The 11896-nt window shown below is 74.1% G+C and carries 13 protein-coding genes; 5 read left to right on the top strand and 8 right to left on the bottom strand.

Features of this window, described 5'->3' with window-relative positions; translation table 11 throughout:
- Positions 1-20 precede the first annotated feature (20 nt).
- The 3 genes from ACTWO6_RS32875 to ACTWO6_RS32865 form a co-directional block, all read right to left on the bottom strand.
- Complete coding sequence (locus ACTWO6_RS32875; protein WP_446217529.1) at positions 21-977, bottom strand: zinc-binding dehydrogenase; 957 nt, start codon at positions 975-977, stop codon at positions 21-23.
- A gap of 212 nt (positions 978-1189) precedes the next feature.
- Positions 1190-3136: a beta-propeller domain-containing protein gene (locus ACTWO6_RS32870; protein ID WP_446217528.1), complete on the bottom strand. Its 1947-nt coding sequence runs from the start codon at positions 3134-3136 to the stop codon at positions 1190-1192.
- 84 nt (positions 3137-3220) lie between these two features.
- Positions 3221-3679 (bottom strand): Lrp/AsnC family transcriptional regulator, encoded by a 459-nt coding sequence (locus ACTWO6_RS32865; protein ID WP_109800426.1) that lies wholly within the window; start codon positions 3677-3679, stop codon positions 3221-3223.
- A gap of 107 nt (positions 3680-3786) precedes the next feature.
- On the opposite strand from ACTWO6_RS32865, the gene ddaH reads away from it, so the two are divergent.
- Positions 3787-4572 carry a dimethylargininase gene (gene ddaH, locus ACTWO6_RS32860; RefSeq protein WP_446220849.1) on the top strand — a complete coding sequence of 262 codons (786 nt, stop codon included), beginning with the start codon at positions 3787-3789 and terminating at the stop codon, positions 4570-4572.
- 81 nt (positions 4573-4653) lie between these two features.
- Here ddaH and ACTWO6_RS32855 read toward each other — a convergent pair whose 3' ends face one another.
- Both ACTWO6_RS32855 and ACTWO6_RS32850 read right to left on the bottom strand, forming a co-directional pair.
- Complete coding sequence (locus ACTWO6_RS32855; protein ID WP_446217527.1) at positions 4654-5886, bottom strand: ABC transporter substrate-binding protein; 1233 nt, start codon at positions 5884-5886, stop codon at positions 4654-4656.
- Between the two features lie 49 nt (positions 5887-5935).
- On the bottom strand, positions 5936-6763 hold the full coding sequence (locus ACTWO6_RS32850) for an alpha/beta hydrolase family protein (RefSeq protein ID WP_446217526.1): 828 nt from the start codon (positions 6761-6763) through the stop codon (positions 5936-5938).
- An 84-nt stretch (positions 6764-6847) separates the two neighbouring features.
- On the opposite strand from ACTWO6_RS32850, the gene ACTWO6_RS32845 reads away from it, so the two are divergent.
- Positions 6848-7444 carry a bacterial proteasome activator family protein gene (locus tag ACTWO6_RS32845; RefSeq protein ID WP_446217525.1) on the top strand — a complete coding sequence of 199 codons (597 nt, stop codon included), beginning with the start codon at positions 6848-6850 and terminating at the stop codon, positions 7442-7444.
- A gap of 40 nt (positions 7445-7484) precedes the next feature.
- On the opposite strand, the gene ACTWO6_RS32840 is transcribed toward ACTWO6_RS32845, so the two are convergent.
- The 3 genes from ACTWO6_RS32840 to ACTWO6_RS32830 all read right to left on the bottom strand — a co-directional run bounded on the left by ACTWO6_RS32840 (position 7485) and on the right by ACTWO6_RS32830 (position 10020).
- Positions 7485-8297, bottom strand: coding sequence for an HAD family hydrolase (locus ACTWO6_RS32840; protein ID WP_446217524.1), 813 nt, complete (start codon positions 8295-8297; stop codon positions 7485-7487).
- Positions 8297-9118 (bottom strand): HAD family hydrolase, encoded by an 822-nt coding sequence (locus tag ACTWO6_RS32835; RefSeq protein ID WP_446217523.1) that lies wholly within the window; start codon positions 9116-9118, stop codon positions 8297-8299. The genes ACTWO6_RS32840 and ACTWO6_RS32835 overlap by 1 nt, the downstream gene beginning before the upstream one ends.
- A gap of 170 nt (positions 9119-9288) precedes the next feature.
- A complete protein-coding gene (locus ACTWO6_RS32830; RefSeq protein WP_446217522.1) occupies positions 9289-10020 on the bottom strand; it encodes a hypothetical protein in 732 nt (243 codons plus the stop codon).
- A 144-nt stretch (positions 10021-10164) separates the two neighbouring features.
- On the opposite strand from ACTWO6_RS32830, the gene ACTWO6_RS32825 reads away from it, so the two are divergent.
- The 3 genes from ACTWO6_RS32825 (at position 10165) to ACTWO6_RS32815 (ending at position 11879) form a co-directional block, all read left to right on the top strand.
- A complete protein-coding gene (locus tag ACTWO6_RS32825; RefSeq protein WP_446217521.1) occupies positions 10165-10596 on the top strand; it encodes an OsmC family protein in 432 nt (143 codons plus the stop codon).
- 129 nt (positions 10597-10725) lie between these two features.
- A complete protein-coding gene (locus ACTWO6_RS32820) occupies positions 10726-11070 on the top strand; it encodes a metallopeptidase family protein (protein WP_446220848.1) in 345 nt (114 codons plus the stop codon).
- A gap of 86 nt (positions 11071-11156) precedes the next feature.
- A complete protein-coding gene (locus ACTWO6_RS32815) occupies positions 11157-11879 on the top strand; it encodes an AIM24 family protein (protein ID WP_446217520.1) in 723 nt (240 codons plus the stop codon).
- The last annotated feature ends 17 nt before the right edge of the window (positions 11880-11896 follow it).

The following is an 11896-nucleotide window of genomic DNA, read 5'->3' as shown; positions in this document are numbered from 1 at the left end:
CGGGTCGCGGGTGGCGTTGGTCAGCGCAGGTCGAGGAGGGTCTTGCCGACGGTGGCCCGGGACTCCATCGCGGCATGCGCCTCGGCCGCCCGTTCCAGCGGGAAGCGCTGCCCGATCAGCGGTCGCAGCCGCCCGGCCGCCGTCTCGGCCAGCGCCCGCTCGGTGAACGCGCGCAGCGCCGCCGGGTCGGCGGTCGGGCGGAGCAGGGTCACTTCCCGGGCCGCCACGAGGTCGGCGGGGAGTTCCGCCCAGGCGCCGCTGGCCAGCCCGAAGGTCAGCATCCGCCCGCCCGCGTCCAGCAGGTCGAACGCGGCCCGTGCCAGCGCGCCGCCGACCCCGTCGAAGACCACGTCCACGCCGCCGGTGGCGGCCCGGACCCGGTCGGTCCAGTCCGGCTGCCGGTAGTCCACCACCACCTCGAGGCCGCGCTCGCGCAGCAGGGCCACCTTCCGGGCACCCCCGGCGGCGGCGACGACCCGCGCGCCGGCGGCCGCCGCGAGCTGCGCCAGCAGGGTGCCGACCCCGCCCGCCGCCGCCTCGACCAGCACCCGGTCGCCGGGCCGCGGTTGCGCCGCGTCCACCAGCATGGTGGCGGTACGGCCGTCGGCGAACACCGCGACCGCCTCGTCCAGGGGCAGCCCGGCGGGCACCTCGACGGGGAGGTTCCGGTCCACCACCACCCGCTCGGCGTAGCCTCCCGAGCCGCCGGTGCCGCTGACCACCCGCCGTCCGACCAGTCCCGGGTCCACGCCGGGGCCGACGGCGGCGATCACGCCGCCGACCCCGTTGCCGGGGATCAGCGGCGGCGCGGCGCGGAACGGCCCGAAGCCGGTCGCCCGGAACATGGTCTCCACGAAGGTGAGGTTGGCGTGGGCCACCTCGATCAGCACCCGGCCCGGGCCGGGCGTCGGATCGGGCGCGGGCCCCGGCACCAGCACCTCCGGACCCCCGAACTCCCGCAGCCACACCGCGCGCATGTCTCCCCCTTCCGCAGCCTCGCCCACACTCAACAACCTCAACCGGCGTTGAGGTCAACCGCCGACCGGCACACCAGCCAGGACCGGCTGCCGGCGATCAGGACCAGCAGCGGGCAGTGGGGTTGAACTACCACGAGTGTCCCGGCCTGGTCGGCGGGCGGGGGCCGGAAGCCGGTGGGCTCCCGGCCGCCGCCCGCCGGGGGAGGGAGGTGTCAGGCCCAGGGCAGCCAGGCGAGGCCGCGCGCCGTGGCCGGGTCGACGACCGCCAGCCCGGCGTCGGAGACGGCCCACAGTCGGCCGTCGATCAGCAGGGACCGGCTGGCGGGGCCGCCCTGCGGCAGGGTGAGTGTGCCGACGTCGGTGATCTCCCGGTCGGTCACGGTGAGCAGGCGGACGCCGCCCCCGTCCAGCGGCAGCGCCACCAGGCCGGTGGTCGGGTCGAACAGGAACGCGTGCGGGTCGAATTCCGCCACCGAACTGCCGCCGGGCAGGTGGTGGCGGGCCAGCCGGGCGGGTCGGGCCGGGTCGTGGACGTCGAAGAGCGAGACCTGGAGGCCCTGCGCCCGCCCCCGGTCGTCCGCCTCCTGGCCGACGCCGAGCAGGCGGTCGCCCGGCACCGGGTGCAGGTACGCCGACCAGCCGTTGATCTTCAGCTCGCCGGTGCGCCGGGGTGCGGCCGGGTCGGTCAGGTCGAGCGCGTAGAGCGGGTCGGTCTGCCGGAAGGTCACCACGTAGCCGGTGCCGCCGAGGAAGCGCACGGAGTAGATCCGTTCGCCGCGACCGAGGCCGTCGACCCGGCCGGTCTCCGTCAACCGGTCGCCCTGCCGGACGAGCACGTGCACGGCCGACTCGCTGGTCCCGCCCCCGGACCCCGCGCGGGTGGTCGCCACCCGCAGGTGGCCCTGCCACTCGGAGAGGGCGTACTGGTTGAGCAGCGATCCGGGGACGCTGCCGGCGGCGACGTACCGGGGCCGGCCGGGCCCGCCGGTGTCGAACTGGTAGATGTCGGTGCGCTCCGGCCCGGGTCGCCGCGGGTCCGCCCGGCCGCTCCGCCAGCCGGCGCTGCTCGCGCCAGCCAGGTAGAGGCTGCCGGCGGTGCCGTAGACGGTGTCGGCGTCCGAGGCGACGGTGACCGGGTCGCCGTCGCCCAGCCGACCGGTGGTGAGGTCGAAGCTGAGCACCGTCAGCAGGGCGGTGCCGGTGGTGGCGGCCGGCCGGCTCAGCCGGTCGCAGCCGACCCGGCCGGTGTGCCGTTCCCCGGCCGCCGTCCATTCGTAGCGGGGCAGCCAGGCGTCCAGGCCGGCCCTGGCGATCACCGCCCGGTTGGCGGCGGTCCGCTCGGCGTCGGTGCGCCGTTCGTCGTACGGGAAGGAGAGCCGGGGCTGCGAGCGGACCACGACCCGGGCGGTCGGGCCGGTCTGCCGCGCGTCCAGCAGGCTCCCCTCGATCCGGTACGTGCCGAGGACCGTGAGCCGCCCGGCGGCCAGGTCGACCAGGAGCAGGCGCGGCCCGTCGGGGTCGGCCTGGCGGTCGGGGCCGGTGGGCCGGTCGGTGTCGGTCGGGCGGTCGGGGTCGATCGGGCGGTCGGTCGCCGGCACGACGTCCGGCGCGGGCCGGACCAGCACCAACGCTCGGTCCCCGTGCAGCAGCAGGCTGCCCTCCGGCCACCACCGCCGGCCCTCCCCGGTGGAGAGGTCGAGCTGCCCGATGACCTTCCGGGTGGTCGCGTCGACCACCCGCAGCACGCCCCGGGTGACCACGACGATCCGCCGGCCGTCGGTCTTCACCAGGTCCGGCTCGTCCGCCCCCGGTTCGTGGCTGTTGGTCGCGGAGTGCTCCGGCGCCGCCGACCCGGCCGCCCGCGCGGCCCCGGGCGGCAGCGCCGCTTCGGGCCGCGCGGCGGCGCCGGCGGGCACCGCCACGTCACCGGCCACCCCGGTACGCCACCCCGACCCGAAGCCCCACGGCCCGACGGCGGCGCTGGCGGCGGCGCGCAGCCCGGCCAACGCCGCCGCGCAGGAGTCGTACCCGACGAGGCGGGGTACGGCCGCGGCCGGCGTCGGATCGGGCGCCGCCGCCCGGGGCGCGACGGCGCTTCCGGCGAGCAGGCTCAGGGCCAGCAGGGTTCCGGTCGTGGCGTAGGCGGTCACCGGTCTCATGCGCCCTTGGACGCCGCCTTCCGCCGCCCGGTTCCCGGCCGCTCCCGGCTGCCGGCCGCGCCGCGACGAGGAAGGGGCGGACGGTCAGCCGCCGGAGGGGCCGACGCCGGGCGACTCGACCAGCCGGGAGAGGACGATGGTGCTCCGGGAGGAGGTCACGAAGGACTCGGCCCGTAGCCGTTCCAACGCCTCCTCGAGGTGGGCGATGTCGGCGGCCCGCAGGTGCACCAGGGCGTCCGCCTCCCCGGAGACGGTGTACGCACCGACCACCTCGGGGTGCCGGCGGGCGGCCGCCCCGATCTGCGCCGGGGTGGTCCGGCCGGCGCAGAACAGCTCGACGAAGGCCTCGGTGGTCCAGCCGACGGCGGCCGGGTCGACGACCGCGGTGAACCCGCGGATCACCCCGGCGGAGCGGAGCCGGTCGACCCGTCGCTTGACGGCGGGGGCGGAGAGTGACACCCGGGTGCCGATGTCCGCGTACGACGCGCGGGCATCCGCCACGAGCAACGCAATGATTCGCTGGTCAACCGCGTCGATCTGCAACGTTCCGCCTCTGAGAAGCAATGGTTGTGGCTGTTACCAAAGTTCCAGGCTACCTACTCTTGGTGAGCGTGAACCAGCAGCGAGTCCCGCGAAAGCGGACATATCTCATGTGCTCGCCCGAGCACTTCGCGGTCGAGTACGCCATCAACCCGTGGATGGACGTGACCGCGCCGGTCGACGCGGAGCTGGCGGTCAAGCAGTGGGACCGCCTGCGGGAGACGCTCGTCGGCCTCGGCCATGAGGTGCACCTGCTCACCCCCGAGCGCGGGCTGCCCGACATGGTCTTCGCGGCCAACGGCGCCTTCGTGGTGGACGGCATCGTCTACGGCGCCCAGTTCAAGCACGAGCAGCGGGCCGCCGAGGCCGCCGCGCACCGGGCGTTCTACGAGTCGCAGGGCTGGCGGTTCATCGCGCCGAGCGAGACCAACGAGGGCGAGGGCGACTTCGCGTACCTGCCGGACGCGCACGGCGGCCTGATCCTCGCCGGCCACGGCTTCCGCACCGAGCTGCCGGCGCACGCCGAGGCCCAGGAGGCGCTCGGCCGTCCGGTGGTGTCCCTGCGCCTGGTCGACCCGCGCTTCTACCACCTCGACGTGGCGCTCGCGTCGATCGACGACGAGAACATCGTCTACTACCCGGGTGCCTTCTCGGCGGCCAGCCAGAAGGTGCTGGCCCAGCTCTTCCCGGACGCGGTGGTCGCGGACGACGAGGATGCCCTGGCCTTCGGTCTCAACCTGGTCAGCGACGGCGCGAACGTGGTGTTGAACAGCGAGGCGACCCGGCTGGCGGGCAAGCTGAAGGCGGCCGGCTACACCCCGGTCCCGGTCGAGCTGGCCGAGGTGAAGAAGGGCGGCGGCAGCGTGAAGTGCTGCATCGCCGAGCTGCGCCACTGATCGTCCGAGCACCGACGCCGAGCACCCGACGGGCCGGCCTCCCCTGCGGGAGGCCGGCCCGTCGGCGTACGGGGCGGCGGCTCAGCCGAGCGTGGCCAGCTCGTTGATCACGACGTTGGAGAGCAGCTGGCCGTCGCGCTGGACCCGGCGCAGGTACCACTTCTGCTGCGGCGTGCGCGGCTGGTTGAACTGCCAGGGCCCGCGCGGGCTGTCGATCTGGCCGATCTTGCCCAGCGCCAGGTTGACCTGCTGCGGGGTGGGGTTCCCGGCGACCAGCCGGATCGCCTTGTCGAGCACCTGGGCGGCGTCGTACGAGGCCATCGCGTAGGTGGTCGGGGAGGCGTTGTACGTCTTGCGGTACGCCGAGGCGAACACCCGGTTGGCCGTGTTGTTGAGGTCGGCCGAGTAGTTGAGCGCGGTCTCGATGCCGTACTTCTCGATCGACTTGTACTCGGTCTCCAGCTCGCCGAGCACGGTGCCCTCGGTGAGGAACCCGGGGGCGTAGATCCGGCCGCGGTAGCCGGCGTCGTAGAGCTGCTTGATGAACTGGACCGCGGCCGGGCCGGCGTAGTGGCAGAAGATCACGTTGGGTCGGTGGTCCAGCGCCCGTTCGATGGCGTCGGTGTACGTCCCCTTGACCGGCTCGGCGACGTCGGGGGTGAAGATCGGGTCGCCGGTGATGCGGCGGCCGTTCACCTCGTACCCCTTCCGGAAGCCGTCGATGACGTCCCGGCTGCCGAGGTTCTGCGGGGCGCCGAGGTTCTGCGGGGCGATGATGACGATCCGGCTGGTGGCGGGGAGGGTCTCGTGGAGGTACTGACCGAGCGCCCGGCCGGGCTCGTCGAGCACGTACGAGGTACGCCAGATGTAGACGACGCTCTGCAGGCTGGTCGGGGAGGCGTTCGAGCAGATCAGCGGCACCCGGGCCTGCTCGACGCTGTCCCGGATCCCGAGGATGACGTCGGAGCTGACCACGCCGGTGAGCGCGAGGACGTCCTCCTTGAGCAGGCGGTCGACGGCGGCCTGCCCGCTCTTGGCGTTCTCGCCCTCCTCGGCGGTGACCAGGGTCGCGGGGTGCCCGCCGAGCTGCTGGTCGTTGAGGCCGAGGAAGAGCTGGAAGCCGTTGGTGATCTCGTCGCCGATCGCCTTGTTCGCCTTGTTCGCGCCGGTGCCGGGCACGATGAGCCCGATCTTGATCGGGTTGCCGGAGCCGGCGGCCGCCTCCTCCGAGTCGGAGCCGCAGCCGGCCGCCAGTCCGCTGGTACCGAGCGCGGCCAGCAGTTGAAGTGCCCGCCTGCGGTTCATCTGCGACACCGATTTCCTTCCGAAAAGCGTTGCAGGGGCTCAGCGCCCCCTCGGCGTTCTACCTGGTTGGCGACTCTGCGTCAATGCCCTGAAGATCATCGTGCAAGGACCGCAACGCGTCGACCACCCGGGGCCAGGCCGCGGAGCCGGGCGCGATCAGCCCGAAATGCTCGCATTCGGGCAGCTCGACGAGGGTGGTGGGGGAGCCGGCGGCCCGGGCCGCGGCGGCCCAGGAGCGGCTCATCCGCACCGGCACCTGGCGATCCTGCCCGCCGTGGATGACTACGGTCCGTACTCGAATCGGCACCAACGCCGATGGATCGGCCGCCGCGTACCGGTCGGGCACGTCCGCCGGGCCGCCGCCGAGCAGTGCGGCCACCGCCCCCGCGTCCAGGTCCAGGCGGTACGCCTCGGCGAGGTCGGCCACCGGGGCCAGCGCCAGCACGCCGCCGACCGTCCCCGGCGCGTGCGCCGCGACGTAGAGCGCCAGGTGACCGCCGGCCGAGTGGCCCACCAGGATCGGCGGTACGCCGGCCACCCGCCCCGGCATCGCGGCGGCGGCCAGCCCGGGCAGCGCGGCCACCCCGGCCAGCACGTCGGTCAGCGTGTGCGGCCAGCCCCCGTCGGGCTGTCCGGTGCGCCGGTACTCGACCTGGGCGACCGGGTGGCCGAGCGCGGCGAGCGCCGCGGCCATCGGGCCGGTGTGGCTCCGGTCGTACTCCGCCCGCCAGAACCCGCCGTGCACCACGACGACCAGCGGACGGGCCGGGCCGTCGCCGGCGGGCCGGCGCAGGTCGGCGACCTGTTCGGGGTGCTCGCCGTAGGCGACCGTGGCGTCCGGCGCCGGGGCGGGCCGGGTCAGCACGGCGCGTGGGTCTGCGGGCATGACCGGGACGGTAGCGCGCCCGGCCGGGTGGTTCCGGCCCGGGACCCGGTCCCGCCGCGCGCGGGTGGCGGGCGCTGGGTAAAGATGGGACCCATGACCGAAGCGCCTTCCGGTGGACAGAACGACGAGCAGGGCACCGACGGGATCCCCGGCACCGTGGTGGTGGTCGGTCCGGACGGCCGGCCGGTCGGCACCGTGCAGACCGAGGAGGGGCAGGGCGAGGACCCCACCCGCCTGGTCGAGCAGCCGGCCAAGGTGATGCGGATCGGCAGCATGATCAAGCAGCTGCTGGAGGAGGTGAAGGCGGCGCCCCTCGACGACGCCAGCCGGCACCGGATGCGCGAGATCCACGAGCGCTCGATCGTCGAGCTGAAAGAGGGGCTCGCCCCCGAGCTGCGCGAGGAGCTGGAGCGGATCTCGCTGCCCTTCGCCGAGGACAAGGCGCCCAGCGAGAGCGAGCTGCGGATCGCCCACGCCCAGCTGGTGGGCTGGCTGGAGGGGCTGTTCCACGGCATCCAGGCGGCCCTGGTCGCCCAGCAGATGGCCGCCCGGGTGCAGCTGGAGCAGATGCGGTCCGGCCGGCAGGCGCTGCCCAGCGGCCCCACCGGGGTCATGCCGGGGATGCCCGGCATGGGCCAGCCGCAGGGCGGCGAGGGGCACGGCACCGGCCAGTACCTCTGACCGGGCCCGGGCGCCGCGAGCACGCGGGCGCCCGGCCCGCTCAGCCCACCCCGAAGACCTTCTCCAGGTACGCGGCCACGCCGTCCGCGGAGTTCGCCGCCGTTACCTCGTCGGCGATCTCCAGGACGGCGGGGTGCGCGTTGGCGACGGCCACCGACCGGCCGGCCCAGGTCAGCATCGGTACGTCGTTCGGCATGTCGCCGAAGGCCAGCACGTCCCGCTCGTCGATGCCGAGCCGGGCGCAGTACCAGGCCAGCCCGGCCGCCTTGGTCACCCCGGCGGCGGAGATCTCCACCAGCCCGGTGTACGACGAGTGGGTCGCCTCGGCCAGCCCCGCCAGCGCCCCCGCCACCAGTTGGACGAACGCGTCCGGGTCCTGCTCGCCGGCGCGGGCCAGCAGCTTGACCGCCGGGGCGGAGAGCAGCTCCTCGGGGGACTCGACCGCCCGGATGGCGTCGTGGTCGGCGTCCCAGCGCAGCGGGTAGTGCGCCTCGTGCCGCATCTGCCGGCTGTCCACGATCTCCACCGCGAAGCTCACCTCGGGCACCTCGGCCCGCAGCCGCCGGGCCACCTCCGCCAGCAGTTCCGGGGCCAACGGGTCGGCCCGCAGCACCTCGTCGGCGACCGGGTCGTAGACCACCGCGCCGTTGGCGCAGATCGCCGGGAGCGGCTCGGCGAGCTGGTCGTACACGAGCTGGAGCCAGCGGATGGGCCGGCCGGTGACCAGCACGACCGGCGTGCCCTGCGCGGAGATCCGGGCCAGCACCGCCGCGGTGTGCGGGCTGAGCGTCCGGTCGTCCCGGAGCAGGGTGCCGTCGATGTCCGTCGCGACCAGCCGAGGTGCCTCTCCCATCAGCGGGAGAGTAGTCGGTCCAGGTAGACGGCGACGCCGTCGTCATCGTTGCGCAGGGTCACCTCGTCGGCCGCGGCGCGGACCTCCGGGTGGGCGTTGGCGACCGCCACCCGCGCCCAGCCCGCCCAGGCGAACATCGGCAGGTCGTTGGGCATGTCGCCGAAGACCAGCACCTCGGCCGGGTCGACCCCGAGGGTCTGCGCGACCACGCTGAGCCCGGTCGACTTGTCCACCCCGGGCGGGCAGATCTCGATGAAGCCGAGCCCGGCCTGGGTGAGCGTGGCCGTCTCCGGCGGGACGATCCGGCGGGCCGCGGCCAGCAGCTCGTCGACGTGGTGGTCGGCGGTCCGGGCGAACGCCTTGATCACGTCCGAGGAGACGCACTCCGCGCGGCTGCGCGCCTCGAAGCGGTCCGGGTAGGGCCAGCTCGGGTGGTAGTCGCCCCAGAGCGGGGCGTCGTGCTCGTCGGAGGCCTCGACCATGACGGTGAGCGGGCCGACCGCCGCCTCCAGGTCGGCGAGGAGCCGGGCGAGCACCGGACCGGGGAGACGTTCGTCACGCAGCACCACCGGGCCGGTCGGGTCGCTCTGGTCGACCACCCGTCCCCCGCCGGCCATCACCAGGAAGTCGGCGGCGCGGATGTCGTTGCGGGTCAGCTCGGTCAGGCGGGGTCCGCGACCGGTCGCGCCGACCACCGGGATCCCGGCGGCCCGCACCCGGTCGAGCACCTCGTGGGTGTACGCGGAGACGGTGTCGTCGCTGCGGACGAGCGTCCCGTCGAGGTCGGTGGCGATCAACTTGGGCAGTCCCGGGCGGGTCATGGTTCCTCCTTCGCCCGCCGCCGTCGTGCCAGCCGTCCTGGTCGTCGATGCCTCGGCCCACGACCGGCGGGCAGCAACCGTACCTCGCGGAACAGGTCGCATCCATGGCTTCCCGGCGAATCGGGCACCAACCCGCGGCGACCGCCCGGTGACGGTCCGTCGGCCCTCGATCAGGCCGGCGGCTCGGGGCGGGCGAACGGCACGGTGGGCTGGACCGTCAGGTCGGCCGGGGCGGGCGGGAGGTCGTCGTCCGCCCACCCCCGTTCCCGGCGGCGACCCCGGCCGGGCGGCCCGGCTTCCGGCTCCGCCCCGGGCTCGGCGGCCCGCGCGGGCGCGGTCCGGCCGGTGAGGTGCAGCGCGGCCGCGAGCAGGACGGTAGCCAGGAACGCGGTCACCAGCCCCCGGCCGTAGTCGACCCGGATCCCCGCCTCCGAGGAGTAGAAGAGCGTCCGCTGGCCCAGGTCGTCGAGGGAGAACGTGGTCGCGGTCAGTACGGCAAGCACCGCCACCGCGAGGCCGAGACCGGCCACCCGGGCGTTGTGCCGGACCGCGGGGGTGCCGCCCAGGGCCAGCGCCACCGCGCCGGCGAGGCCGAGCAGGCCCACCAGGTAGCCGACCCCGAAGCCGTCCACGTTGGCCACCCCGCCCGGGACCCGGATCGAGGTGTTCCCCTCCGGGCCGCCGTTCGGGACCGTCATCACCAGCCACTCGCCGATCAGCGAGGCGACCGCGGCCACCGCGCCGAGCCCGGCGAGCACCAGCGGCAGCCGGTGGTCCCGCCGCAGCCCGGCCAGCGAGCGTCCGGCCCGGCCCGGCGGTGCGGGTTCCCCCTCGCCCCACTCCACGACGGTCGTCCCGTCGGACCGGTTGTCCTGCCTGGGGATGGGGAGATCCTGGGACATCGGCCACCCTTCCGCGCGTGGGCCTGTGCCGAATCATGACACAGCCGGCACTCGGCGACGGGTACCGCGAGTCGGGCGGCCGGTTGTCGCCGCTCGTCCGCGCTGGTCGGTGCGGGGCCGCCCGGTTTCGGTTAGCGTCGGGGCATGCCTATCCGTACCGCTTCCGCACGTTGGCAGGGCAACCTCACCGAGGGTGCCGGGACCGTCCGCACCGGAAAGGGCGGGCTGACCGGGAACTACTCGTTCAAGTCGCGCTTCGAGGAGGGTGAGGGGACCAACCCCGAGGAGCTGATCGGCGCCGCGCACGCGGGCTGCTTCTCGATGGCCCTCTCCAAGCAGCTCGCCGACGCGGGCGCGACCGACACCTCGGTGGAGACCACCGCCAAGGTCCACTTCGACAAGACCGACGCGGGCATGACCGTGACCCGGATCGACCTGGAGACGGTCGGCCAGGTCCCGGGCATGGACGAGGCCCAGTTCACCAAGCTGGCCGAGGCCGCCAAGGAGAACTGCCCGATCTCGCGGCTGCTCTCCCCGGGCGCGCAGATCAGCCTCACCGCCCGCATCGCCTCCTGATCCACTCCCGCGCCGCGCTCTCCCGGACAGAGTGCTCATCCGTACGCCGGTGGGCACTCTCTCCGTGATTTTCTAGCGATCTTGATGGGTGGGAACGCACCCGGGTCGGGGAGGATGGGGGGCGTGCCGGTGGAGATGAACCGTGAACGGTTCGAGGAGCTGGTCGGCGAGGCCCTCGACGAGGTGCCCGAGGAGCTGCTCGGGCTGATGAGCAACGTGGTGATCCTGGTCGAGGACGATCCGCCGCCGGGCGAGCACCTGCTCGGCCTCTACGAGGGGCACGCGCTGACCGAGCGGGGCTGGGACTACTCCGGCGTCCTCCCGGACCGCATCCTCATCTTCCGGCGTCCGATCCTGCGGATCTGCGACACGGAGGAGGACGTCGTCGACGAGGTGGCGGTGACCGTGGTGCACGAGATCGCCCACCACTTCGGCATCGACGACGCCCGGCTGCACGCGCTCGGCTGGGGCTGACCGCTCCGCCCCGCTCGGCCGATGCCGGCCGTTGCGCGGCTCGCCTAGCCTGCGGGAGAGGCACATCCCGATGCAGGAGGAAACCCATGCGCAGCGCGCTCTTCTCCGCGGAGAACCTTGAGAAGGAGTCCCAGCAGCCGGGCATGCGGCTGCAGAACTCCAAGATGTTGAAGATCGAGCTGAACGGCGAGGCGATGGCCCGGGTCGGGTCCATGGTCGCGTACCAGGGGCAGGTGCAGTTCCAGGCGCTCGGTTCCGGCGGCATCGGCAAGTTCATCAAGCAGCGCCTGACCGGCGAGGGCGTCCCGCTGATGAAGCTCTCCGGCCACGGCGACGTCTTCCTCGCCGAGCTCGCCAAGGACGTGCACATCATCGACCTGGAGCCCGGCGACGCGCTGTCGATCAACGGCTCCAGCGTGCTCGCCTTCGACTCCAGCCTCCAGTACGACATCAAGATGGTCGGCGGCGCCGGCATGGCGTCCTCGTCCGGCCTGTTCAACTGCGTCTTCACCGGTCATGGCCGGATCGCGATCACCACCAAGGGCACCCCGGTGGTGCTCAACGTCGACCAGCCCACCTACGTCGACCCGCAGGCGGCGGTCTGCTGGTCGGCCAACCTGCAGACCGGCTACCACCGGGCGGAGCAGCTCGGCCTGGGCACGCTGCTCGGCCGCAGCACCGGCGAGGCGTTCACGATGAGCTTCGCCGGTCAGGGCTTCGTGGTGGTGCAGCCCTCCGAGGAGCCGCCGGTGCAGGGCAGCGGCGTCCAGCAGCAGCAGGGCGGCCTGCTCGGGGGCCTGCTGCAGTGACCGCCCGATGCGCGGGA

Source organism: Micromonospora sp. IBHARD004 (genome assembly GCF_052814115.1).
This window is presented reverse-complemented; position numbering and strand designations above follow the sequence as displayed.